Below are 25,033 nucleotides of genomic sequence, written 5' to 3' on the forward strand. Positions count from 1 at the left end.
TCTCTTTGAAAGGCTAAAACTTAGTGGCAAAAAATAAATACATTCCAACTATTGGTAGTTTGTACGTAAACTACGTATTTCAAGGGATTGCAGCGATTATCGTCTCTCAAAATATGTCTGTTCTTCGTGAAAACTGGGGTGCTTCTTTCAAAGAAGTTTCCTTGGTGCTGAGTGCGATTGGTGTGGGGCGAATCTTGAGTGTCAACTTTGCAGGTGTCTTATCTGATAAGTTGGGACGACGTCGTTCGATTTTACTTGGGATTTTTTCCTACATTGTCTTTTTTATAGGCTTGCTCTTGTCGCCAAATTACATCTGGGCGTTTCTATTCTCGATTTTTGCAGGATTTGGAAATGCCTTTTTGGACACGGGGACCTATCCAGTGGTAGTCGAAGCCTTTGAAAATCCTTCAAGAAATAGTGCCCTTAGTGTGCTTAACAAGGCATTTATCTCGATGGGGCAGTTCATTTTTCCGATTATCACACGGTTCATTTTACAAAATGATTATTATTTTGGTTGGACCTTTATTGTTTCTGCAATCTGTATGGCGCTGAACTTGTTCTTAACGCTCCGTCTGCCATTTCCAAGGGTTCAAGACGGAAAAGTAGTAACGGTCAGCGAAGAAGACTTGGTCAAGGAAGAAGTGACAACTGTAGAAGATACGGGTGCTAATTTCAAAATTGAAGGAATTGCACTGTTGATTTTCTCCTTCGTTTCGGTTTCGCTCTTCAATATCTTTATCACTTGGATTCCATCGTTTGCACAAGATGTCCTTCAGATGAAAGAAGCAGATAGTTTAGTTCTTGTAAGCTATTACAGTATCTTTTCATTTATTTCTGTTTTTGTGACCTCCTTTATTGTCAATCGAGGCATCAACATTCCGAAATTCATGGTTTTCTGTACGAGCATTACTGGATTGGCCTTGACTATTATGCTCTTCCGTCCAAGTTTTGTGACAGTGATGTTGGCAACTTTCTGCGTTGGATTTTTCGCAGCAGGAGGAATTTGGCAACTGGGTCTAGCTATTCTGCTGGAATTTTTCCCATTCAAACGGGGAGTGATTACAAGTTTTTACTCGCTGGCAACATCTATCTCAGTGATGGGTATTCCTTACTTGACGGGTGTTCTTGCTGAGCAAAATATGCGCTATATTTTTGTCTTAAATGCTGGTTTAGCTTTTCTCGGGGCGGCTTGTCTCGTCCTAGTTTACAAACGTTATCAAACAATTTTTTACAAATAAGAAAGAGGTTCTATCATGACAGAACGTTTATCCGGTCACACACTCTTGGTTAGCTTGATTGCTACTCCTATCCGTCACAGCTTGTCTCCAAAAATGCACAATGAAGCTTATGCAAAATTAGGTTTGGACTATGCCTACCTTGCTTTTGAAGTTGGTCAAGAAGAATTGGCTGACGCAGTACAAGGTATTCGTGCATTGGGCATCCGTGGTTCAAACGTTTCTATGCCAAATAAACAAGCAATCATCCCTTACCTTGATGAATTGTCACCAGCTGCTGAATTGGTTGGTGCTGTCAATACTGTTGTTAACAAAGATGGAAAAGGTCACTTGGTAGGTCATGTGACAGACGGTACAGGTGCTGTTCGTGCTTTGGCAGAAGAAGGTGTCGATGTGAAAGACCAAATCATCACACTTACTGGTGCTGGTGGTGCAGGTACTGCGATTGCTATTCAGTTGGCGCTTGATGGCGCAAAAGAAATCCGTATCTTCAACCGTCAAGATGATTTTTATGCAAATGCAGAAAAAACAGTTGAAAAAATCAATACTCGTACAGATTCATCAGCTACATTGACAGACTTAGCTGACCAAGCTGCCTTCAAACAATCCATCGCTGAATCAAGCATCTACATTGATGCAACAAGTGCTGGTATGAAACCGCAAGAAGATGTTTCATTGATTGACGACCCCGCTATGATTCGCCCTGACTTGGTGGTATTTGACGTGGTTTACAGCCCGCTTGAAACAAAATTACTTAAATTTGCGAAAGAAAATGGCGCTAAGAAAGCCCTCAATGGTATCGGCATGATGCTCTACCAAGGTGCAGAAGCCTTTAAACTCCACACAGGTGAAGATATGCCAGTGGAATACATCCGCGATACATTCTTTAGCGACGCTAAGTAAGTAGAAATTGGTCCCCAGCCAATCGAGAATGATTGACTATAACAAAGAGAGGCCTAGCCTCTCTTTTCACGTGTAGAGAATTGAAATAGAAGGAAGTGTCTCATGACAGAACGTTTATCCGGTCACACTTTGATGCTGGCCCTTATCGCAACACCCATTCGCCATAGTTTGTCACCAAAAATGTACAATGAAACCTATGCAAAACTTGGCCTAGACTTGGCTTATCTGGCTTTTGAAGTTGGGCAAGAGGAACTACCGGACGCGGTGAAAGCCATTCGTGCTCTGGGGATTGTCGGTGGAAATGTTTCCATGCCCAATAAGCAAGCCATCGTTCCTTATATGGATGAGTTATCCTCAGCGGCTAAAATGATTGGCGCGGTCAATACCTTTGTGAACAAAGACGGTTATCTGATTGGGCATAATACAGACGGAGTGGGTGCTGTTCGTGCCTTAGAGGCTGAAGATATTGACGTCAAAAATCAAGTGATTACCCTAGCTGGTATTGGTGGTGCGGGTACAGCTATTGCGGTTCAGTTGGGATTGGAAGGTGCAAAAGAAGTTCGTATTTTTAATATCAAAGACAGGGCTTTTGATGCTGCAGCAAGTATTGTTGATACCATCAATACAGAGACACAAACAAAAGTGACTTTGGAAGATTTATCTGATACGGAAAATTTCTACAAATCTATCGGTGAAAGCAGCATCTATATCGATGCGACAGGCATCGGAATGAAACCGTTTGAGGACATGAAATTGATCAATGATCCTGCAGTTATTCGTCCTGATTTGATGATTTTAGATGTTGTATACAGCCCAGCGGAGACCCAACTCTTGAAGTTTGCCCGTGAAAATGGCTGTCAGAAAGCCTTTAATGGATTGTCTATGATGCTCTATCAAGGTGCAGCAGCTTTCAAATTGCATACCGGAGAAGATATGCCTGTGGACTACATCCGTGAATTGCTGTTTGAAAAATAAGATACAGAAAAAGAAGCTAATCCAAGCTTCTTTTCTTTTACTGTAATATATCATCGAGTTGGTCCATACGGAAACTCATGGCGCAAAAATCAGGATCATCAAAATCTTGACCGTAGTGAAACATACGCAAGTCAGGTGCATCGGGAATGTCCAATTTTGCATGCTCGGACTGCGTGGGATCAAAGGTGTCAATCAAGTGAAGGACCTGATCTAGAAAGCTAGTCGGAAGTGGTTCTGGCCAGTGAGCGGATAATATTTCTCGTACCGGAAGTGTCTTGACCTTCTCAAGAGTAGCTCGGTACTGGCTAAGTGGTACCCCAGCACCGTAAAAAATACGCTTAACGATAGCATCACCGCTAAAGAAGTAGCGACTTTTATGGTCGAAAAATCCAATAGATCCCTTGGTGTGACCGGGAATAGCAAGAACGGTGATCGTTCGTTTTCCTAAATCAATGATTTGGCCGTCTTCTAGGTAGTCAAAGCGGTAGTCGCCCCCATTTTCTACCTCTGGACAAACTGTCTGATCAGGGACCGTTTCAATTGAAAAGACGAACGCTTCTTGGCTTGGCCATTCATTTTTTCCGATAAAAATCGTGTCGGATTGACGGTTGCTACCCGAGTGGTCTGGATGGACATGACTATTGACAACCATGAGAGGCAGCGAAGTGAGCTGCTCCACATAGGCTTTCAAATCAGAAATACCAAAGTCGGTATCAATCAACAAGGCTTTTTCTTGACCGATAATCAGATAAGAAATACAGTAGCCCCAGCCAGGTAATCGTCCCGGTCCTGGGAGAAAACCAGGACATTGAATGGCGTAAGTCTGCTCTGTAATCTGCCAATGCTGGCATTCTCGTAGTCCATTATCTAGTCCGAGTGTGATAGTTGGTTTGCCCATAATATTCTCCTTTTTTATGATTATAGTCCCTTTTTATGAAAAATTCTATAGGATTTTTTATAGGAAAAAACTGAACTATGTATAAAGAAAATCTATGAAATCGGTTTATAAGTTTTATAGAAAGACAATGTGAAAAACTTCTCAAACTATGATAAAATAGAAACAGTTAAAACGATAGATTTGAAAGGAAGTTTATCGATGGAATTGAAATCTTTCCCAGGTTATGAAGACCACCTATTCAGTAATTTGGTAGATGGTAGTGAGGAGACCTTGGCGCGTAAGAAAGCGCAGGGGCAAGCCATGATGGCTTATGAACTTCCAGAAGGAATGACCATGGAAGACCGCACCATCCCTGATCCAGAAGAAGGTCAAGAGCTCTTGATCCGTGTCTTTACACCAGCAGGATTGCCTGAAAAAGCACCAATGATTTTGGATATTCATGGTGGAGCTTTTGTGTCTGGAACAGTCGCTTTTGACAATGCTCGTTGTATTGGAATTGCAGAGCGCGTGCCCGCGATTGTGGTATCGGTGGAGCATCGTCTCTGCGGTGCAACGGGTTATAGTTTCCCGGTTCCTTTGGAGGATTGCCATGCGGCTTATATGTACATGCATGATCATGCGGAGGAATTTGGTGGAGACCCAGAATGTATGGGACTTCATGGTTCAAGTGCAGGAGGTACCCTTGCAGAAGGTCTGGCCCTCTATCTTCGTGACCACAATGAACCAATGCCTGCCTTGACAGTACTCAATTGCCCAACCTTTGATACGGCGATTGAAGAAACATTTTCATTCCAACAGCTGACCCAGTTGAAAATGGGACCTGCCAATAAAGCTTTTGGCGCTGAATATGCTTATTTAGGAGGCTACAATGGCCAACAACCATCTTACTACGCCTTCCCGGCTTTCTGCCATGATATTGGTGGGCTTGGTCCAACCATGATTATCGCAGGCGAGTACGATACACTTCGAGATTCGGCTTGGAATTACGGTCAACGTCTCTTGCGTGCAGGTGTGCCAATGGAATTTTTCCTCGCACCACGACTGGGTCATACATTCACAGCAGCACCACACCCGTATACAGACTTTGTTCACGATATGATGGCGTGGTCCTTCAAACGTGAATTTGGCTTGCTAGATGAGTTGAAAAAATAATAAAAAGAATATTTAGGAGAAAAGATTATGAGTCCAGCTATCCTTGCTCTGATAATGCTAGCCATTATTGTTTTCTTTATCTTGTTTGAAAAACAGCTCAAAATTCCAATGAATTTTGTCTTGTTCACCATTCCTGTGATTTTTAGCTTCCTCATGGGCTATGACCTGACACAGGCCAGTAACTTTATTTTAATGCAGCTGAGTACGGTGATGAATCAAACGGGCTACATGCTCTTGTTTGGCTTGATTTACTTTGTGATGTTGACAGAGACTGGCATGTTTGACGTGATGGTCAATGCAGTTATGAAAATCATTGGGAATCGCCTCAATGTAGTCGGTATCATGGTTTTGACAACTGTCCTGGGAGCAATCGCCTATTTGACAGCCAATATGTCAACAACTTATCTGATCGTTTTTCCGATTGTCATTCCTCTTTATAAGAAATTCAAGATTGACCGTGACTTTGCCTTTATCATTTGTCAAACAGCGGTTGCAGCTATGTGTTGGTTGCCTTGGGGGATTGGTGTTATCATGTCTGCGATGATGGCAGGCACAGATGCAGAAACCTTGGCTGCTGCTTCAATTCCTTGGGGATTGTGCTTTATTCCAGCCATTATCTTGCAATATGTCTACTTTGCATGGCGCCATAAAAAAGAACATGGTACTCTAGGATTGCCAGAAGGGGCAGAAGCGGAAGCAGATAATGCAGAAGGAGCAAAAGAAAAAGAATTTGCACGTCCTGACTTATTCTGGGTAAACTTCCTTGTCTTTATCTTGGTAATCGTGGTCCTAGCAGTCTTCAAGGTTCCATCTTATCTCGTCTTTGTAGCGGCATCAATGGTTACAGCCTTGATAAACTATCCTAAGAATTTTGGACAAATTTGGAATAAGGCTGGCATGACATTCTTTAACGTTTTAATCATGCTTTTTGCCATCTGTTTCTACCTTGCGATTTTCAATGCAGCACCTGAAGACGGCAGTAAAATGTCAATGGTTGCATCCTTGGCGCAATTGCTAGAAAGTATTTTCCCAGCCTTCTTGCTCAACTACATGCACATCATCTTCTTGTTGTTGGCCGTGCCAATCATCTACTTTGTACCTTATCAATTGTATAACGCTCTCTACCCACTCTTCATCTCAGTAGGTGCAGCCTTTGGATTGTCACCAATCATGATTATTGCACCATTTGTATGTAACCTTGCCTTGGCAACTTCGGTTACACCAATGAACTCAGCGACCTTTGTCGGATGTTCCTTGATTGAGGAAGAAGTCGGACCTTACACACGTCATGCAGCACCAATCATGTTTGTCACAAATATTGTGGTCATCTTGACAGCTGCCTTGTTCGGAGTATTGCATTTCTAAAAAAGTAAACTAGGTTTCATTGAAACCTAGTTTTTCTTATCTTCTTCAAAAAAAGTTAAGCTGTACTGTTTGAATTTTTCTGTCAAAGGAGAAATATAATCTTTCTGCCGTAGAGCGAGATAGATAATCCGTTTTGATAGTGGATTTAGAATAGTGATTTTTTTGACGGGAAATGAGTTGATGCTTGGGATATCTGGCATAATGGCGATTCCAAAGTTTTGAGAAACAAAACCCAGGATACTGAGGTCGCTTTCCAACTCTAATTTAATGGTCGGTTTTAGTCCGAGATTGTCAAAGGTTTGGTCTAGATAAGGACGTAAGCCGCTGCTTTGATTATAGTAGACATAGTCGTAGCGCAAGCTCTCCTCAAGGCTGACTTGGTCAGAGGTGGCAAGTGGATGCTGCTCAGGTACGACTAAAACCAAGTTTTCTGTCGTGAGCGGTTCAAAGCGAATAGCGTCAAAATGGTCGACTTTTGAGACAAAAGCAAGGTCCAATTTTTCATCCATCAGTAGCTGAAGGAGGTGCTTGGAGTTATTTTGTTCAAAGTCAAAATGAACATCTGGATAATCTAGCATAAACTGTTTGAGAAGAGCAGGAGCTTTTTCAATTCCCATGGTATAGATAAAGCCGAGGTGAATCAATCCTTTGTTGGGATCAATTTCTGCTTGAATACGATGATTGCCCTCTTTAAGTGCACTAAGGGATTGCTCCGCTGCATCATAGAAAATTTTTCCATAGCGGGTCAAGCGGATGTTGCGCCCTGTTTTCTTGAAAAGGGGCACACCCAGCTCTTTTTCTAATTCGGAAATCATATAGCTGAGATTGGGCTGAGAGGTGTTGAGCTCTTGTGCAGTACGGGTCATATGTTCTGTTTTTGCCAGGGCAATAAAGTATTCTAAATGTTGTAAATTCATAGGGAACTCCTTGTTATCCACTTTCTATTATACGCTAAATTTGAATGAAAAAGATAAATATTATTGATAGATTGGATAAAATATATTTATTAGATTTATGTATTAGCGTGTGGTATAATTCTAGTGAAAAAACTCACAAAATGGAAAAAGGTGGAAAATATGGTAGAAAATTTCAAACCTGTTACAGTTGGAAACGTGACCTTTGGACAAGGTCGTCCAAAAATTATTGTTCCTTTGGTTGGAAAAACAGCTGAAGAAATTCTTACAGGTGCACGTCAAGCTAAAGACTTGGATTGTGATTTGATTGAATGGCGAATTGATTTTTACGAAAAAGTAACCACTCCATCAGAAGTTGCAGCCTTGTCAAAAGAAGTATGTTCCGCAGTTGAAAAACCAGTTTTGGTAACGTTCCGAACTGCCAAAGAAGGTGGTGTGCTAGAAATTTCAGACCAGCTCTACTTTGACATCTATGCTGCTGTATTGAACGAAGGTCATGCAGACTTGATTGACTTGGAACTCTTTATGTCAGACAAAGAAGTGCAAGAAACCATTGCCTTGGCCCATGAAAAAGGGACAAAAATCATCATGTGTAACCATGATTTTGATGCGACACCAAGCCAAGATGAGATTGAACGCCGTCTCCGTCTCATGGAAGAAAAAAATGCAGATATTTGTAAAATTGCGGTTATGCCACAATCAAATACAGACGTTTTGACCTTGCTTCAAGCTACTGCGACCGTGTATGCGACTGCAACTCGTCCACTCATTACCATGTCTATGGGTGCGCTCGGTATGGTGAGTCGTGTTAGTGGTGAAGTCTTTGGCTCATCAGCGACTTTTGGTGCAGCGGCTAAAGCTTCGGCACCAGGTCAAGTTCCAGTAGCAGAGCTGCGCAACATTCTCTCAACGCTTAAATTAACAAACGAGGACTAAGATACATGACAAAACAACTTTTTGAAACCATTGACTTCAAGTCAGGCGTTAGCTTGAAAAACCGTATTGTTATCTCTCCAATGACAACCCAATCTGCTTACTACGATGGTAGCATGACAGAAGAGTTGATTGAGTATTATGCTCATCGTTCAGGTGAGGTGGGTGCTGTTATTGTGGAATCAGCCTTTGTTGAAAACTATGGCCGTGGTTTCTTCGGTGCTGTAGGTATTGATACGGATGATAAGATTGAAGGGTTGTCACGTGTTGCCAAAGCCATTCAAGCCAAAGGTTCAAAAGCCTTTATTCAAATCTATCACGCAGGTCGTATGGGCTTCCCAAATATGAATGGAGGTCGCAATCCGATTTCAGCATCACCAGTGGCCGCTCTCCGTCCAAATGCACCAGTTCCAACTGAAATGACTCACCAAGAAGTCTTGGCGATGATTGACCATTTTGCTGAAGGGGTACGTCGTGCTATTAAGGCAGGTTTTGATGGGGTCGAACTCCATGGTGCCAATACTTTCCTTCTACAACAATTCTTCTCACCACATTCAAACCGTCGAACGGATGCTTGGGGTGGTAGCCGTGAAAAACGTGCTAAATTTGCGACAGAAGTTGTCAAAGCAGCAAAACGTGTGATGGCTGAAGAAGGGGCTGAAAACTTTGTACTTGGTTACCGCTTCTCACCAGAAGAATTGGAAGAGCCAGGTATCCGCTTTGAAGACACCATGTACTTGCTTCATACCTTAGCAGAATATGATTTGGATTATTTCCATTTCTCAATGGGAATTTACACACGTGGTTCCATTGTAACGCCAGACGATCCAGAAATGCTGATCAGCAAATTTAACAAACTCAAATCAGGTAAATTGGCTGAAACTCCAATCATCGGTGTGGGAAATATTCGCCAAACAGCAGATGCCCAAGGTGCCTTGGAAGCTGGTTATGATGTGATTGCTGTAGGTCAAGGATTCTTGATTGAGCCAAATTGGGTTGAAAAAATCCGTGATAATCAAGAAGTACGTCCATATGCAGATGTTTCTGAACGCGAAGCGCTTGTGGTACCAACACCATTGTGGCACTATATGGATGAAGGTTTCGGTCTCGTAAAAGACATTGAAGCTGAAAAAGCAAAAGCAGAGCGACTCAAAGAATTGATGAGCAAACCGCTTGAATTTACACCAGGACAATACCATGTGACTGCGCAAGGACACAACAGCGAGTTACCAATGGTTGTCACATTTGACCAATCACGTATTATTGGCGTAGAAATTGACAGTGAAGGTGAGTCTGCTGGACTTTCTGACTTGGTATTTGAACGGATGCCAAAACAAATCATCGAATTCCAAACCTTGAATGTAGATGCGGTTTCAGGTGCATCTTCAACAAGTAAAGGGGTTATTGATGGTGTGTCGGATGCGGTTCGTTTGGCAAGTGGTCAGGATGCAGTTGATGTCTTGAAAGCACGCCAAAAACCAGTTATCGAGCGCTCAACAGAAGTCTTGGAAGAAGAAGTTGATGTAGTTATCGTCGGTGGTGGTGCAGCTGGTATTGCCACTTCACTTCGTGCAGATGAGCTCGGTCTCAAAGCAACATTGATTGAAAAACTCAGCTTTATCGGTGGTGCAATTTCTGTATCAGGTGGTAACCAGGTCGTTACAGGTTCTCGTTTGCAAGTTGAAGAAGGAGTTTCTGATGATACGCCTGAATTGATGGCAGAAGATTTCCTTAAGAACGGGAATAACCAAAACGTTATGGAACTCTTGAATCTCCTTGCCAACAATGTTGGTGCAGCGACTGACTGGGTACATGACTACATCGGAGTAGAATATGACATGGCTGGCGGACTTCACGTGCTTGCTGAATACCGTAAGAACCGTGAATTGGCCTATGCGCACGGTGGACATGGATTTGCCGCATCTGTTCGTGAAAAAATGGCTGCTTCAAATGTCAACCTTCTCCTTCAAACTAAGGCTGAAAAATTGTTGACAGACGGTCAAGGCAATGTCACAGGTTTGGTTGCTGTAGAGGAAAATGGTATAACTCATCGTATCTCTGCTAAAGCCGTTGTCCTTACAACGGGTGGTTATGGTAATAACAAGGCTATGTTGTCAGACGCACTCAAGGACGTTCTCTTCTACGGAACTCGCTCTTCAATGGGTGAAGGTGTGCAAATGGCGCAAGCACCAGAAGTAGATGCCGCAACTCGTATGATGGAACTTGGTAAGATTTATCCAAATGGTGTCGAAGTGTCACCGGGTACAGCTAAGTCAACTATCGGTGGGAACATTGCTATTCTCCGTCGCAACGGTATTTTGGTCAACACCAACGGTCAACGTGTTATCAATGAACGTGCAAGTAACCATGAGATTTTGGATGTTCTGATGGAACAAGATCCAAAACTCCTCTATCTCTTGATGGACCAAGAAACCTTCGATATTTTCCGTAAGGAAATTGCTGAAGGTGGTATTTCAGAAAAAGAAGTCGAAGGCTGGTTGGAAGCAAATGGTAGCAAGACTCCATTCCTCTTCTACGCAGATACCTTGGAAGGTTTGGCTGACTTAGCGGGTATGGATACACAAGCTCTTGCCGATACAGTAGCTCGTTTCAACCAATTTGTAGAAAATGGTAAAGATGAAGATTTCGGTCGTCAAGTCGAATTCTTGCAAACACCAGTTGGTGCTGGTCCATACTACATGATTGAACAAAAACCACGTTTTGCAACAACCATGGGTGGTCTCGTTGTCAACGAAAAACTGGAAGTTCAAAACAATTCTGGTAAGACAATCGGTGGCCTCTATGCAGCCGGTGAAGTCGTTGGTGGTGTCATGGGGACAGACTCTCCTTCAGGTGCTAACAACGCTTGGGCTCTTACATCAGGTAAATTGGCAGCGGAAAATATTCAAGCCAAATAATATGAAATCAATAAGCTGGGGTTACCTCAGCTTATTTTTCATACACTATTTATGGGAATTTTCAGAACATTTCGCTTTTTCATTGATTTTATGGTAAAATAAGGGATATGATTCCATGAGAGGTAGGATAGTATGCAATTAAAAACGGGTGTGAAACACCTTCAAGGAACTATTCGTGTTCCGGGAGATAAGTCCATTAGTCACCGTTCCATTATGTTTGGAAGTCTAGCTAAGGGGATTACAAAAGTATATGATATTTTGCGTGGGGAAGATGTCTTGTCGACCATGCAAGTCTTCCGTGATATGGGAGTTGTTATTGAGGATAAAGGAGATGTCGTTGAGGTTCATGGTCTTGGCTTTGATGGTCTTCAAGCTCCGAAAAATCCGCTAGATATGGGTAATTCAGGGACGTCTATCCGATTGATTTCAGGTGTCTTAGCAGGACAGGATTTTCAAGCGACCATGTTTGGCGATGACTCACTTTCTAAGCGTCCAATGGACCGAGTGACTATTCCGCTCAAGCAAATGGGAGTGGAGATTTCGGGTCAGACAGAGCGGGATTTGCCTCCGTTGACGATTCATGGCAGTCAACAACTCAAACCCATTACTTATCAGTTGCCAGTGGCTTCTGCCCAAGTCAAGTCAGCCTTGATTTTTGCGGCCCTGCAGGCTGAGGGAGAGTCGGTGATTGTTGAGAAAGAATTGACACGCAATCACACTGAAGACATGATTCGTCAGTTTGGTGGTGAGATTGCTGTCAATGGAAAAGAAATCCGTATCAAGGGGAGACAAACATTTACAGCCCAAAAGGTGGTGGTGCCTGGGGACATTTCAAGTGCAGCCTTTTGGCTGGTTGCAGGTCTCATCATTCCCAATAGTCGAATCGTCCTTGAAAATGTCGGTATCAATGAAACGCGTACGGGTATCATTGATGTCATTCAAGCTATGGGTGGAAAATTAACCATTAGCAATCGGGATGAGATTGCTAAGTCAGCGACCTTGACGGTTGAGACTTCGGACTTACATGGGACAGAAATTGGTGGCGACCTCATTCCTCGTTTGATTGACGAGTTACCGATTATTAGTCTTTTGGCGACACAGGCCAATGGGACAACTGTTATTCGCGATGCAGAAGAGCTCAAGGTCAAAGAAACGGACCGCATTCAAGTGGTGGCAGATGCCCTCAATAGCATGGGTGCCAACATTACACCGACGGACGACGGTATGATTATCCAAGGCAAGACAAGTCTCCACGGAACGGATGTCAACACCTTTGGGGATCATCGGATTGGAATGATGACAGCTATCGCGGCTCTATTGGTCGAAGAGGGACAGGTAAACTTGGATCGAGCAGAGGCTATCAACACCAGCTACCCAAGCTTTTTCGCAGACTTGGATTCACTACTTTAGAAAGGAAAAGATAGTATGGCAATTTTATTACTTGGATTTATGGGAGCAGGAAAGACTACGGTGGCGTCTTATCTACAAGAACATTATGAGCAGTTTTTAGATATGGATATGATTATTGAAGAAAAAATCGGAATGTCCATTACAGAATTTTTTTCCAAGGAGGGGGAAGCAGCCTTTCGTGTCATCGAATCAGAAACATTAGAAGAACTGTTACAGACTCCAGGGGAGGTCATCATTTCAACAGGTGGTGGTGTCGTTATTTCGGAGAAAAACCGTGAATTATTGCGGTCGAATCGAAAGCACAATGTTTTGCTAGCAGCCTCGTTCGAAGTGCTCTATGATCGCATTGCTAACGATAAAATTTTCCAACGCCCTCTTTTCCTCAATAACTCAAAAGAAGACTTTCATGGGATTTACGAGCGTCGGATGATGCTCTATGAGGGATTGTCAGACTTGATTATCAATACAGACAATCGCAGTCCAGAAGAAGTAGCAAGGATTATCAGATGCGTATAGCCTATCTTGGACCACGTGGCTCCTTTACTCACCACGTTGCGAGTCAGGCTTTTCCAGAGGAGGAGCTGGTCTCTTTCAAGACTATTACGGATGTTATCAAGGCTTTTGAGCGAGGAGAGGTGGCTCATTCAGTTGTCCCAGTTGAAAATTCGATTGAGGGCTCTGTTCACGAAACCTTGGATTATTTGTTTCATCAGGCGGACATTCATGCAGTGGCAGAGGTGATTCAGCCGATTGCCCAGCAACTGATGGCGACTTCGGCTACAAAGCCGATTGAAGTCATCTATTCTCATCCACAGGCCATTGCTCAAGGGAAGCGGTACATTCTGGAACATTATCCACAGGCCAAGATTGAGATGACAGCTAGCACAGCCTATGCAGCCCGTCTGGTTGCGGATAATCCCGCCCAGCCTTATGCTGCCATTGCCCCTCAAGCAGCGGCAAGTGAGTATGGTTTGGAAGTCATTGCCCAAGATATCCAGGAAATGGATGAGAACTTTACACGTTTTTGGATTTTGGGAAAGGAACAGGTCTGTCTTCCCCTGGAAAGTCAGGTCAATAAAATCTCTCTTGCTCTTACTCTGCCAGACAATCTTCCAGGTGCTCTGTATAAGGCCATGTCCGTTTTTGCTTGGAGAGGCATAGACTTGACCAAGATAGAAAGTCGTCCTTTGAAAACGGCCTTGGGCGAATATTATTTCATCTTGGATGCGGTTCATAAAGAGGCTGACCTAGTGGGCTTTGCCTTGAAAGAATTGACAAGTCTCGGCATTTCATATAAAATACTAGGGTACTATTTGGTATACATTGTCAAATAGGAAGGAATACCGATGAGAAATAATAAACGGCCCCTCAGTCATCATGAGGAACTCAGACTGGATTATCTGCAGAAGAATATCCATTTTTTAAACGATAAGGAAAAGCGGGAGTTAGCTTTTTTAAATTATAAAGATCAATATGGGGCAGAAAGTGCCTCTCTTCAGTCATGGCAGCTAAGCTCTTATGAGGAAGAACAGGAAATCCCAATCAGAGGACGCAAGCAATTCCTTGATGATGATGTGGAAGATTTGCCGGAATACCCACGAGAAAGACCAAGTCGCTCTCGTGCTCGTAAAGCTGAGAAAAAGAGCAGACCAAAGGCTGTGCGCGTGCCAAAAGAGGTAGAGATGCCAACTCCGCCCCAGCCAAAAGTAAAAAAGCCTCGTAAAAAAGGCCGAGTAAAACGCTTTTTCAAGTGGCTTGCCTTTCTTTTACTTACTGTCCTAGCGGGTATGGGCTTTATGTTTTACAAGGGGATGAAATCAATCCAAGATAACCCAAATGCTAAGGCTGCCGAAACAGAAGTTTTCCACGGGAAAGACACTAAGGATGGGGTTAATATCTTAGTCCTTGGTACAGATGGCCGTGTTGGTGAGACATCTGATATGACGCGGACGGACTCTGTTATGGTGGTCAACATCAATAATTCTGAGAAGAAGGTCAAGATTGTCAGCTTTATGCGTGATACTCTGATCAACATTGATGGCAATGACTACAAGTTGAATGTGGTTTATACTTTTGGTGAGCAAAATAATCATCAGGGGGCTGAAAATGTCCGTGAAGTGCTGAAAGAGAATTTTGATATTGATATTAAGCATTATGCCCTGGTTGACTTTTCAACCTTTGCAACGGCTATTGATACCATTTTCCCAGAAGGTGTCACAATTGATGCTCAATTTTCTACCATTGATGGCGTGGACGTGTCAGCAGTGGATGTGCCGGACGATTTGAACATGAAAGACGGTGTGGTTCCAAATCAGACTATCACAGAAGGTAAGCAGAAAATGGACGGACGTACCTTGCTCAACTATGCTCGTTTCCGTAAGGATGACGAGGGTGATTACGGGCGTACACGTCGTCAGCAGCAGGTTTTGAGTGCTGTATTGACCCAGGTGAAAAATCCGACTAAGCTCTTTACAGGTTCGGAAGCGCTGGGGAAAGTTTACTCTTTGACATCTACCAGCATCCCATTTAGCTTTATTTTGACAAATGGCTTGGGTGCAACTGTCGATGGAGCAAACGGTGTGTCACAGACGACCATTCCAGAAAATGGCGATTGGACTGATGAGTTTGACGTGTATGGTGGTTCAGGTCTCAAGGTTGACTTTGAAAAATACAAACAAAAACTAGCGGACATGGGCTTCCGTTAGGCACCATTCACTCTCTAAATATGGTATACTAGAAGGGCCTTCGGTCGCTTCTTTTTTTGTAAATAGACTGAAATAGAAAGTAGAAACATGTTAAAGAAAAATGATATTGTAGAAGCAAAAATTGTCGATTTGACACATGAAGGACAAGGGGTTGCAAAGGTAGACGGTTTTGTCTTTTTTGTTGAAAATGCCTTGCCAGATGAAGTCATTGCCATGCGGGTGCTGAAACTCCGTAAAAATATCGGTTACGGGAAAGTGGAAGAATATATCGAAAAATCGCCATATCGCAATGAGAGCTTGGATGCGGCTTATTTGCGGACGGGGATTGCAGACTTGGGGCACTTAGCCTATGAGCAACAATTGAGTTTTAAGCAAAAGCAAGTGGCGGATAACTTGTATAAGACAGCACATATTTCGGATGTGGAAGTAGCACCAACAGTGGGAATGGACCATCCATTTGCCTACCGTAATAAAGCTCAAGTGCCTGTTCGTCGTGTCAATGGTCTCTTGGAGACTGGTTTTTTCCGTAAAAATTCACATGACCTCATGCCTATTGATGATTTTTTGATTCAGGAAAAAGAGATTGATGCTCTTATCAATTTTACGCGTGACTTGCTTCGCCGCTTTGATATCAAACCTTACGATGAGAAGGAGCAGTCTGGCTTAATCCGCAATATCGCCGTTCGTCGTGGTCATTATACTGGTCAGATTATGCTTGTGTTGGTAACGACTCGTCCGAAGATTTTCCGTATTGAACAGATCATGGAGCAGATTCGGGCGGAATTTCCACAAGTTGTATCTATTATTCAAAATATCAACGACAAAAATACTAATGCGATTTTCGGCCCTGAATTCCGTACGCTTTATGGCAAAGATACGATTGAAGATCAGATGCTTGGAAATACCTATGAAATCTCGGCTCAATCTTTTTATCAAGTTAATACTGAAATGGCTGAAAAACTGTATCAGCAGGCCATTGACTTTTCAGAATTGGCGGCTGATGACGTGGTTATCGATGCTTACTCAGGGATTGGAACGATCGGGCTTTCTGTTGCCAAGAAGGTTAAGCATGTCTACGGCGTTGAAGTGATTGAAAAAGCTGTTGCAGACGCTAAGAAAAATGCGGAGCGAAATGGCATCACCAATAGCACTTATGTATCAGACAGTGCTGAAAATGCCATGGCCAAATGGGTCAAAGATGGCATTAAACCAACTGTTATCATGGTAGATCCACCGCGTAAAGGGTTGACAGAAAGCTTTATCCGCTCTGCAGCACAAACTGGTGCGGACAAGGTGACCTATATCTCCTGCAATCCAGCAACCATGGCGCGTGACATCGCACTCTTTGAAGAACTGGGCTATAAATTGACTAAAGTACAACCCGTCGATTTATTCCCGAATACACATCACGTGGAGTGCGTAGCATTGTTGACTAGAAAATAGGGCGGATTCAGTAAATATGCTGATAAATAAAGGATTTCCAAGTGTTGTTCTATTTAGAATGATGCTTGGGAACTTTTTGTTTTGGGGAGAATATTGAATTTGAAATGGGTGTTGAGTTGATAGGAGTGTTGAAGTAAGGTGGAGTTGATAGGGTTGTTTATTTTAGAAAAAGTATACCATACTGTGTATATAAAACTCTATTGCCTTATATCGCCTTGTTCATTGTCCCATGTAAATTGAAAAAAGAGGGAGTGTTTTGTTGACACATCTCTCCAGATAAACTATAATACTTTTAAATATTTAAAAGTATGAAACGTAAAAAAGAGAGGCTAGAGATTAAAAATGGAGAAAGTTCTATTTACAAAACAAACATTAAAAAACGGAGTTATGATAAAAAATCGTTTCGTTAAAGCTGCTATGAACGAAGCGATGGGAGATAAACACTTTCAACCGAAAAAAGAGGTTATTCGTTTATATAAAACGTGGTCAAATGGGGGAACAGGACTCATTATTACGGGAAATGTCATGGTTGATTCAAATTATTTAGCGGAACCGGGAAATATTGTTTTTAATGAACACGCTGATAAAGAGTTGTTGAAAGCGTGGGCTAAAGCTGGACAAATGAACGAGACTAAGATTGTTGTTCAAATTAACCATCCTGGGAAACAAGCGCCAAAAACAGTTTCTAAAATACCTGTTGCACCTAGTGACATTCCAATTGAAGGAGAAATCGGCAAGATGTTCAACCCTCCTAGAGCATTAACGATTTCCGAAATTAAGAAAATAATTCAGCAATTTGCCGTAGCTGCAAAAGTGAGTCAAGAAGCAGGTTTCGATGGAGTTGAGATACATGCGGCACATGGATATCTTATTAGTCAATTTTTATCTCCGTATGATAATAGACGGACAGATGAATACGGAGGTAATTTAGATAATCGAATGCGATTTCTAAAAGAAATTTACTTGGCCATGCGAGAAAAGGTGGGAGAGAGTTACCCCATTGGCTTAAAAATAAACTCTTCTGATTTTAAAGAAGGTGGGTTTAGTGAAGAAGACTCTCTATATGTGATTCAAGAGATGGATGCGCTGGGTATTGATTTTGTAGAAATTTCAGGTGGTAGCTATGAAAATCCTAAAATGTCACAAGAACAAAAAAATAATCAGGTCATATTTGCTGAGTACAGTAAAAAAATTAAACATCTGATTCAAACGCCAGTTATTGTAACAGGCGGCATTCGTACGGTAGAATCGATGGTAGAACTGATTAATGATGGTTTTTCAGATTTTATTGGCTTAGCCAGACCATTGGCACTTGAACCTAAATTGCCTAATTTAATAGAAGCACAACACGTTTCTTCTATTCAAACAAAACGATTAACGACAGGATTTAAAAAACTAGATAAAAAAGTAGGCTCGTTAATTGGTTTGGTATACTATCAAATGTTGATGCAAAAAATTGGCCAAGGGAAAAAGACTAAAACGACAACGAATGCTTGGAAACCGTTATTTCATGCTGTTATTCATCAAGGTTTGGCAGTATTATCGCCACAAAGAGCAAAAAAGGAGAATTAAAATGGAAACAAAATGTAGTATTGAAATTTTTAATAAGTGTGTACCTGTTTTTGAGATGTTAAAAGATGAGCAGAGACAAGCGTTAATTATCAATATCGTGAAACATAAAGAATTAAATGTAACTGAGTTAGTGGAATTGTCCAATTTGTCCATGCCAGCGGTCTCACATCATTTAAAATTATTAACGCAGAGTGGCTTAGTTGTGTCAACCAAGAGAGGAACAAAAAAATATTACCGATTATCATTAAATGCCGCACTGAATCATCTGGAAGAATTACTGGCTTCGTTGCGAACGTTAGTAAATAATGAAGGAGAGTAATATGAAAAAAATTTTAATTGTACTAACAAATACAGAAAGGTATGACAAACACGATATTCCAACAGGTTTGTGGTTAAGTGAGTTAACTCACTTTTATGATGAAATACAAAAGTACGGTATTGAAGCAGACTTTATTTCTCCTTTAGGTGGTTACGTGCCATTGGATCCTTATTCAATGAAATTTATGGATAAGGTGGATTACAAGTGGTATTCAGATAAGACCTTTATCACCAGAGCACTAGCGGAATCTTTAAAACCTACTGGCATTGACCCCGATGATTATTTTGCTATCTATTATACTGGAGGGCACGGTGTGCTATGGGATTTTCCAGATAATACAGAAATACAACAATTAGCAATGGATATTTACAATCAAGGTGGTTTTGTAACTGCCGTTTGTCATGGTGTGGTAGGCCTATTAAACTTGAAATTAGAAACAGGGGAATTTTTAATAAAGAATAAACTGGTAACTGGCTTTACGAACACAGAGGAATTTCTTAGTCAAAAATATACAAAAGTCCCCTTTTCAACAGAGCAAGAGATGAAAAATAGGGGAGCAAACTATAAAAAAAGAAGATTTTTCAAATCACATGCTGTTTCAGATAGTCGTATCATTACTGGGCAGAATCCTTGGTCACCTAGAGAAGTTGCTCGCTTACTAATTGAAGAGATGTAGGTAACACAGGACAAAAAGATAAGTGTCTGAATGGCACTATCCACCTAGCGTGATAGGTTCTCAATCTATTTCCACAAACCCTGAGGGTATGTGGAAATAAACATATCCCCTACATTATTACCTAGATGGTTGTTGAAGTTTGAGTTCTATATGTTGATACTATGTATTTTAAAGCTAGTATTTTTAAATCAGTAAAATAATATCCTTATTTTAAAATTTAGAGAAAAATAGTATAATAATAGAAACGAAGAGAGTTTGTGGAATTTAATAGATATAATCTTGTTTACAAACAGAATATTGCTGAGAATAGTCACCGCCTTTTAAAAGCTTTATTCGTAAAAGGTATAGAAATATAATATTTTTTGAAGAGGCAAAGGAGAAAATAAAATCTGTTTAATTTAGAGTACTGATAAATCAGAATGGAGGTAATTTTTTTGCGAACATACGAAAATAAAGAAGAACTAAAAGCTGAAATAGAGAAAACATTTGAGAAATATATTTCAGAATTTGATAATATTCCAGAAAATTTAAAGGACAAGAGAGTTGATGAAGTTGATAGAACTCCAGCAGAAAATCTTTCATATCAGGTTGGATGGACAAGTTTGGTTCTTAAATGGGAAGAAGATGAAAGAAAGGGGCTTCAAGTAAAAACACCATCGGATGAATTTAAATGGAATCAGCTTGGTGAATTATATCAGTGTTTCACGGATACCTACGCTCATTTATCTCTGCAAGAGTTGAAAGCAAAATTAAATGAAAATATTAATTCTATCTATATAATGATTAATTCGTTGAGTGATGAGGAATTATTTGAACCGCATATGAGAAAGTGGGCTGATGAAGCGACTAAAACAGCGACTTGGGAAGTGTATAAATTTATTCATGTAAATACTGTTGCACCTTTTGGAACTTTCCGAACTAAAATCAGAAAATGGAAGAAAATAGTGTTATAAATTATATTTTTTAACTTTAAAAAATTTCATAAAATGTTCACCAAAGGCGATAGAAGAAAAAACTATCGTCTTTTTTTAATAAAGTATTAGATGAGAAAATGAAGTATTGGTTTTATTTTTCTAACTTTTATAAATGTTAAATTCTCACGACAGATGTGATATATTTTGCTATTTTTTCAGGACTTTCAGTAAAATTATTATCTATCCAATTTAAAATGATACTTTCAATTGTTGAGATATAAATATCAAGAGCGAAAGAATATGGAATTTGATATGCTGTTTCGAGTTGTTTCTGTAAGTCTGGTATATCGGAATGTATAATCATTCCTTTGATATAGTCTTTAATTATGTTGTCAATATTTGGAAAAAAACAAACAAAGGACTTAATAATTTCTTTGTTTGTATACATGTAGCTAAGCATTTCCTTTAGGATTACTTCTTCATATAATAAATCATTATTTAAAATTTTTGTGATATCATCAAAAATTATTAAAATAGACTCCCTAAGGAAGTCTTCTTTTGAATTGAAATGATTATAGAAAGCTCTTCTACTAAGTTGAGCTTTTTTTGCTAAATCGCTAACTGTAATTTGTTCAAAGCTTTTCGTTTCTAATAATTCAGAGAAAGCTTTTAAAAATTTTAAATTAGTGTTATCTGAACTCTCCAACGTATTATCACCTTCATAAATCTTATCGAATGTGATTATACAATACAAATTCAAATAATAGTTCACATTTATCAAGATAATGTAAACTACCCAAACCTTTAAAAAAGTAAAATACAGTAGATAACTTTTATAGTTAATCTATTTTTGCTTTTGAAAAGGAGATAAGTTATGCTTAGGAAGTATAAGCAAAGAAATTATGATGTCGCACATACGGAACAGCGTTTTTCGATTAAGAAATTCAAATTTGGTGCTGCATCGGTACTGGTTGGATTAGCATTTCTAGGAATGGGTGGGACAACTGTTCTTGCTGCTGAGACAACATCTATGGGGATTGAGCCTAAACAATCAGCACCAGCAGGGGTAGTATCAGATGAAGTAAAACTAGCAAAATCAGAATTAGCGACAGATGCAATAGCGTCAGTAGACAAAACAACCGAATCAGAAGTCGAAGCATTGGCAGATTACACAGAAAATGTCAATACTGACGATGGAGGTACGGTTCCTGAGCCTAGTGCCAACATAGACTCGAATAGTTCATCAAAAGATACAGATAAAATTGCTGATTTAGAAGAGACAGCCAGTGAAAAAAACGTAACTGTATCTCCTGCAATTACAACACGTTCTGTAGATAGTACAATTGAAAAAGCTAATATTGACAAAAATAGGGTCAGCGAAGTGTCTGAAGAGCTTCAGAAGAGAGTACAAAAAGATGCGATATATAGCCCCGGAGATTCTTCAGCTAAACAAACTTATTCGGGTAAAGCTTGGGTAGATAATGGAGGTAGCATTGATGGGCAAGCTTCAGATGATATTCCACTAGCTGGTGTTAACGTTTACTTGCAATGGGTAAACGGAAAAGGCTATGTTTCAAAAGTTTACTATACTACTACATTAGCGGATGGAACCTTTGCGTTTGACTTATCTAAACCGGAAGTTGATCCTAATGGCGAAGAACATCATTTTCAATTAGCAGGAGATGGTAATTTCGCAGTAAGAACCTGGATTGAAAATCCTGATTCTAGTAAGTATGATATTATTCAAGCAGGGGATAAGATTTATGGCTTCCACACTCGTTTGAATCGTAAAAATGAATCTTGGGATTTTACTGCGGGGGTAAATAAAATTGTAAATTCCCAAGTTATTCTCCAAGAGAAAAAGTTAAGTCAAAATTGGCTAACTAAGCCAGAAACAGAGGTACAAACTCCCGATACTGCAGATGGTACTTGGCATGATAGAGGAATCTACGGTAGAGTAAGTGGTATTGCTTGGTTTGATAATGGTGATGGACCAGGGACGCTTGCCAATCAATGGATCAAAGATGGGAATGACGTCCCAGCAAATGGTGTGAAAGTAGCCGCTTCTTATTTAAATGATGAAGTAACTCGCTTACTTGATCAGTGGAAGAAAGACCATCCAGGATATACTATTGAAGACTTTAAGGCTGAACAAGAAAGAGTCTTTACAGAATACCAGGCCCAACATGGGGTTGGTTCTCATATTGCGGAGACAGTCATAACGACAGTTGATAAAAATGGAAATTATAGCATTCCGTTTAGAGGTCTATATGGTGTCAGTGCCTACAAAGCTAACAGTGGTGCAAAAGTTTCTTATACTGTAACGGATGAAGAGTTTGGTACATTAGTTAAGGATGAAGATGTCGATAATAGTAAGTTACTGAAATGGAATGGTACCATTGGTCAAAAACATAGACATATTAATGTGGACTACCTATATGTATCTCCTATTTTATCTAATTATAATATTTGGAGTCCGGCTTTTCCTAAAGCTATGTTTGGTAATCCGAATAATTTATTTACAAATGTAGTTGCAGGGTCTGGAACTAATATTACTAGCTTGAACTTTGCTATTTTAGCACCTCAACCAATGCTTGATATTATTGATTATGATACTACGAATAAAGTAGCAGTCTCTGGTAATGTCACCAATTCAACGGTAGGCGGTTTGTTGCCAACACGTGAATACCAAGTGCAATGGTTCAGAGACGGTGTTGCAATAGGTGAACCTCAAACTATTCAATCAAGCGTTGAAGGAACAGCGACACCTGAGAAGTTTACAGTACCAAATGATATCACTAAGACAACAAATTTTACATTGGGTCTATTTGAACAAGGTCAAAATACAAAGAGCTTAGATAACGCTTTAGCATTAGATTCCTTTATTGCTGTATTTATCGAGTATAAACCAGTAGATGGTGTTGTAGCTAAGGATTCTGAGCCAGCTAAACCAATCTTTAAAGACAAAGATGGCAATGATACAACGCCACCGGAAGGAACAAAATTTACAACTGTTGCAGGTCAAGTGCCAGATTCAGTTGAAAACTCTTATCCTGAGGGGGCAATACTTGTTGATCCAAGTATGGTAACGATTGACCCTACAACTGGAGTCGTTGTGGTAAAAGGGGAAGGTCTCACTAAGAAAGGTACATATGTAGTACCAGTAGAAGTAACCTATCCGGGTGGTTCTAAAGCCTATACTTTTGCTACTGTAAACGTTAAAGATGATGCGACAACAACATACACAGCGACAGGTGGAAAATTAGAAAAACCATTTGGTCAAGCACCGTCAGTCGATGAAATTACATCAAAAGTAACAACTGATTATCCTAAAGAGGTTAAAGACCAACCGACACTGCAGATTAAAGAGGATGCAGTGATTCCAGATGGTATGACCAAAGGGGAATTTAAAGTACCAGTTGTTGTCACCTATCCAGATGGAACAACAGATACTGTTGATGTTACAGTAACTATCAAAGAATCTGAAGCAGAAAAGAATAATCCTTCATACAAAGATACGATGGTCGTTCCAGGGAAACCAGCAAAATCAACTCCAAGCTACGGCGAAGGTAAAACAGCGCCAAATGGTACAGAGTACAAGATTGATGAAAACTTTAAAGTACCAGATGGATATACAGTTGACATTGATAAAATTACTGGTACAGTAACCGTAACAGCTCCAGAAAAACCAGACGGTACGACAGCAGAAGAAATTGAAGTACCAGTAATCGTTACTTATCCAGATAAATCAGAAGATAAGGTTACTGCTAAGTTTCAGTTGGACACTGATGGAAATGGTATGCCAGATGTAACCGATCCGGATGATGATGGTGACGGTATTCCAGATGTGGATGATAAAACCCCTAAAACAGCCACTAAGACATCCGTAGCGGTTGACAATGCAACTGTTACAGAAGGTCAACCAATCGCTCCGATTCCTGTTACGGTAACAAGCGATGATAAGAATGCTAAAGTTGAGGTTTCCGGTCTTCCAGACGGTTTAACTTATGACCCAGCAACAGGTCAAGTCACTGGTACACCAACTAAGTTAACAGATTGGACAGCTACTGAGGAAACACGCGACTTCCCAGCTACTGTCAAAGTGACAGATGCAACAGGTACTGTTGAAAAAACTTTTACAATCACTGTTCAACGTGATACGGATGGCGATGGTATACCAGATGTGACAGATCCAGACGATGACGGAGATGGTATTCCGGATGATACTGAAAAAGCTGATGGAACAAACTCTAAAGATCCAAATTCAGCAGCTTCCGTTATCACACCAATTGATGACCAAACAGGTACTGTCGGAGAAGCTATTACACCAATTACTGTGAAAGTTGAAAAAGTGCCAACAGATGGTTCTGTTACTGTAATAGGCCTTCCAGATGGTGTAACTTACGATTCAGCAACAGGTCAAATCACTGGTACACCAACAAAAGAAGGTAAATCAACTGTTACTGTGGCTGTTCTTGGTAAAGATGGTAAACCAGTTATGGGGGCTAATGGCAAACCAATTACAGAAGAGTTCAAGTTTACAGTTAAGAAATTAACGGACGCTGATAAGAACGAACCTAAGGCTAAAGACCAAACAGTTAATATCGGGGAAACACCTAAGGCAGAAGACTCAATTGAAAACTTGAAAGATCTACCAGATGGAACTAAAGTAGAGTTTGAAACCCCAATTGATACCACAAC

20 protein-coding genes are annotated in these 25,033 nt (G+C 40.6%); 17 read left to right on the forward strand and 3 right to left on the reverse strand.

Going from position 1 to position 25,033, the window contains the following annotated elements; all coding sequences use genetic code 11:
• Positions 1 to 23 precede the first annotated feature (23 nt).
• The 3 genes from J2T50_RS04055 (at position 24) to J2T50_RS04065 (ending at position 3,113) form a co-directional block, all read left to right on the forward strand.
• A complete protein-coding gene (locus J2T50_RS04055) occupies positions 24 to 1,238 on the forward strand; it encodes an MFS transporter (RefSeq protein ID WP_253363995.1) in 1,215 nt (404 codons plus the stop codon).
• Positions 1,239 to 1,253: 15 nt separating this feature from the next.
• Positions 1,254 to 2,138, forward strand: coding sequence for a shikimate dehydrogenase (locus J2T50_RS04060; protein ID WP_253363998.1), 885 nt, complete (start codon positions 1,254 to 1,256; stop codon positions 2,136 to 2,138).
• Positions 2,139 to 2,240: 102 nt separating this feature from the next.
• Positions 2,241 to 3,113 (forward strand): quinate/shikimate dehydrogenase, encoded by an 873-nt coding sequence (locus J2T50_RS04065; protein ID WP_253364001.1) that lies wholly within the window; start codon positions 2,241 to 2,243, stop codon positions 3,111 to 3,113.
• Between the two features lie 37 nt (positions 3,114 to 3,150).
• Here J2T50_RS04065 and J2T50_RS04070 read toward each other — a convergent pair whose 3' ends face one another.
• Positions 3,151 to 4,011 (reverse strand): MBL fold metallo-hydrolase, encoded by an 861-nt coding sequence (locus tag J2T50_RS04070; protein WP_253364003.1) that lies wholly within the window; start codon positions 4,009 to 4,011, stop codon positions 3,151 to 3,153.
• Positions 4,012 to 4,344: 333 nt separating this feature from the next.
• Between J2T50_RS04070 and J2T50_RS04075 the strand changes: the two genes are divergently transcribed.
• Together J2T50_RS04075 and J2T50_RS04080 are read left to right on the forward strand one after the other, a co-directional pair.
• A complete protein-coding gene (locus J2T50_RS04075; RefSeq protein WP_366515776.1) occupies positions 4,345 to 5,163 on the forward strand; it encodes an alpha/beta hydrolase in 819 nt (272 codons plus the stop codon).
• A 27-nt stretch (positions 5,164 to 5,190) separates the two neighbouring features.
• The gene (locus J2T50_RS04080) at positions 5,191 to 6,528 is read left to right on the forward strand and encodes an SLC13 family permease (RefSeq protein WP_253364007.1); all 1,338 of its coding nucleotides are present in this window, start codon (positions 5,191 to 5,193) and stop codon (positions 6,526 to 6,528) included.
• Positions 6,529 to 6,554: 26 nt separating this feature from the next.
• Here J2T50_RS04080 and J2T50_RS04085 read toward each other — a convergent pair whose 3' ends face one another.
• Positions 6,555 to 7,445, reverse strand: coding sequence for a LysR family transcriptional regulator (locus tag J2T50_RS04085; RefSeq protein WP_253364009.1), 891 nt, complete (start codon positions 7,443 to 7,445; stop codon positions 6,555 to 6,557).
• A 159-nt stretch (positions 7,446 to 7,604) separates the two neighbouring features.
• Between J2T50_RS04085 and aroD the strand changes: the two genes are divergently transcribed.
• The 11 genes from aroD to J2T50_RS04140 all read left to right on the forward strand — a co-directional run bounded on the left by aroD (position 7,605) and on the right by J2T50_RS04140 (position 20,371).
• Positions 7,605 to 8,378, forward strand: a complete 774-nt coding sequence (gene aroD / locus J2T50_RS04090; protein ID WP_253364011.1) for a type I 3-dehydroquinate dehydratase — start codon at positions 7,605 to 7,607, stop codon at positions 8,376 to 8,378.
• A gap of 5 nt (positions 8,379 to 8,383) precedes the next feature.
• Positions 8,384 to 11,293: an oxidoreductase gene (locus J2T50_RS04095; protein WP_253364013.1), complete on the forward strand. Its 2,910-nt coding sequence runs from the start codon at positions 8,384 to 8,386 to the stop codon at positions 11,291 to 11,293.
• 132 nt (positions 11,294 to 11,425) lie between these two features.
• On the forward strand, positions 11,426 to 12,703 hold the full coding sequence (aroA, locus tag J2T50_RS04100; RefSeq protein ID WP_253364015.1) for a 3-phosphoshikimate 1-carboxyvinyltransferase: 1,278 nt from the start codon (positions 11,426 to 11,428) through the stop codon (positions 12,701 to 12,703).
• A 15-nt stretch (positions 12,704 to 12,718) separates the two neighbouring features.
• Positions 12,719 to 13,219, forward strand: a complete 501-nt coding sequence (locus J2T50_RS04105) for a shikimate kinase (RefSeq protein ID WP_253364017.1) — start codon at positions 12,719 to 12,721, stop codon at positions 13,217 to 13,219.
• Positions 13,210 to 14,037, forward strand: a complete 828-nt coding sequence (gene pheA, locus J2T50_RS04110; protein ID WP_253364019.1) for a prephenate dehydratase — start codon at positions 13,210 to 13,212, stop codon at positions 14,035 to 14,037. Before J2T50_RS04105 ends, pheA begins: the two co-directional genes overlap by 10 nt.
• 12 nt (positions 14,038 to 14,049) lie before the next feature.
• A complete protein-coding gene (locus tag J2T50_RS04115; RefSeq protein WP_253364021.1) occupies positions 14,050 to 15,408 on the forward strand; it encodes an LCP family protein in 1,359 nt (452 codons plus the stop codon).
• Between the two features lie 87 nt (positions 15,409 to 15,495).
• The gene (rlmD, locus tag J2T50_RS04120; RefSeq protein ID WP_253364023.1) at positions 15,496 to 16,851 is read left to right on the forward strand and encodes a 23S rRNA (uracil(1939)-C(5))-methyltransferase RlmD; all 1,356 of its coding nucleotides are present in this window, start codon (positions 15,496 to 15,498) and stop codon (positions 16,849 to 16,851) included.
• A 342-nt stretch (positions 16,852 to 17,193) separates the two neighbouring features.
• Positions 17,194 to 18,423 (forward strand): NADH:flavin oxidoreductase/NADH oxidase family protein, encoded by a 1,230-nt coding sequence (locus J2T50_RS04125; protein ID WP_253364025.1) that lies wholly within the window; start codon positions 17,194 to 17,196, stop codon positions 18,421 to 18,423.
• Between the two features lies 1 nt (position 18,424).
• Positions 18,425 to 18,742 carry an ArsR/SmtB family transcription factor gene (locus tag J2T50_RS04130; protein WP_253364026.1) on the forward strand — a complete coding sequence of 106 codons (318 nt, stop codon included), beginning with the start codon at positions 18,425 to 18,427 and terminating at the stop codon, positions 18,740 to 18,742.
• Between the two features lies 1 nt (position 18,743).
• The gene (locus J2T50_RS04135; RefSeq protein ID WP_253364027.1) at positions 18,744 to 19,418 is read left to right on the forward strand and encodes a type 1 glutamine amidotransferase domain-containing protein; all 675 of its coding nucleotides are present in this window, start codon (positions 18,744 to 18,746) and stop codon (positions 19,416 to 19,418) included.
• A gap of 434 nt (positions 19,419 to 19,852) precedes the next feature.
• A complete protein-coding gene (locus J2T50_RS04140; protein WP_253364028.1) occupies positions 19,853 to 20,371 on the forward strand; it encodes a ClbS/DfsB family four-helix bundle protein in 519 nt (172 codons plus the stop codon).
• 136 nt (positions 20,372 to 20,507) lie between these two features.
• Here the strand turns inward: J2T50_RS04140 and J2T50_RS04145 are convergent, their stop codons facing one another.
• Positions 20,508 to 21,038, reverse strand: coding sequence for a TetR/AcrR family transcriptional regulator (locus J2T50_RS04145; RefSeq protein ID WP_253364030.1), 531 nt, complete (start codon positions 21,036 to 21,038; stop codon positions 20,508 to 20,510).
• A 168-nt stretch (positions 21,039 to 21,206) separates the two neighbouring features.
• Between J2T50_RS04145 and J2T50_RS04150 the strand changes: the two genes are divergently transcribed.
• A partial coding sequence (locus J2T50_RS04150; protein ID WP_253364033.1) for a YPDG domain-containing protein occupies positions 21,207 to 25,033 on the forward strand: 3,827 nt, incomplete at its 3' end.

Origin of the sequence: Streptococcus gallinaceus, from assembly GCF_024170225.1 — a bacterium.
Taxonomy (GTDB): domain Bacteria; phylum Bacillota; class Bacilli; order Lactobacillales; family Streptococcaceae; genus Streptococcus; species Streptococcus gallinaceus.

Excerpts from the sequence above, each read along its gene's own strand:
- J2T50_RS04060 (WP_253363998.1), top strand. The coding sequence starts at position 1,254 with ATGACAGAACGTTTATCCGGTCACACACTCTTGGTTAGCTTGATTGCT.
- J2T50_RS04065 (WP_253364001.1), top strand. The coding sequence starts at position 2,241 with ATGACAGAACGTTTATCCGGTCACACTTTGATGCTGGCCCTTATCGCA.
- J2T50_RS04070 (WP_253364003.1), bottom strand. The coding sequence starts at position 4,011 with ATGGGCAAACCAACTATCACACTCGGACTAGATAATGGACTACGAGAA.
- J2T50_RS04075 (WP_366515776.1), top strand. The coding sequence starts at position 4,345 with ATGGAAGACCGCACCATCCCTGATCCAGAAGAAGGTCAAGAGCTCTTG.
- J2T50_RS04080 (WP_253364007.1), top strand. The coding sequence starts at position 5,191 with ATGAGTCCAGCTATCCTTGCTCTGATAATGCTAGCCATTATTGTTTTC.
- J2T50_RS04085 (WP_253364009.1), bottom strand. The coding sequence starts at position 7,445 with ATGAATTTACAACATTTAGAATACTTTATTGCCCTGGCAAAAACAGAA.
- aroD (WP_253364011.1), top strand. The coding sequence starts at position 7,605 with ATGGTAGAAAATTTCAAACCTGTTACAGTTGGAAACGTGACCTTTGGA.
- J2T50_RS04095 (WP_253364013.1), top strand. The coding sequence starts at position 8,384 with ATGACAAAACAACTTTTTGAAACCATTGACTTCAAGTCAGGCGTTAGC.
- aroA (WP_253364015.1), top strand. The coding sequence starts at position 11,426 with ATGCAATTAAAAACGGGTGTGAAACACCTTCAAGGAACTATTCGTGTT.
- J2T50_RS04105 (WP_253364017.1), top strand. The coding sequence starts at position 12,719 with ATGGCAATTTTATTACTTGGATTTATGGGAGCAGGAAAGACTACGGTG.
- pheA (WP_253364019.1), top strand. The coding sequence starts at position 13,210 with ATGCGTATAGCCTATCTTGGACCACGTGGCTCCTTTACTCACCACGTT.
- J2T50_RS04115 (WP_253364021.1), top strand. The coding sequence starts at position 14,050 with ATGAGAAATAATAAACGGCCCCTCAGTCATCATGAGGAACTCAGACTG.
- rlmD (WP_253364023.1), top strand. The coding sequence starts at position 15,496 with ATGTTAAAGAAAAATGATATTGTAGAAGCAAAAATTGTCGATTTGACA.
- J2T50_RS04125 (WP_253364025.1), top strand. The coding sequence starts at position 17,194 with ATGGAGAAAGTTCTATTTACAAAACAAACATTAAAAAACGGAGTTATG.
- J2T50_RS04130 (WP_253364026.1), top strand. The coding sequence starts at position 18,425 with ATGGAAACAAAATGTAGTATTGAAATTTTTAATAAGTGTGTACCTGTT.
- J2T50_RS04135 (WP_253364027.1), top strand. The coding sequence starts at position 18,744 with ATGAAAAAAATTTTAATTGTACTAACAAATACAGAAAGGTATGACAAA.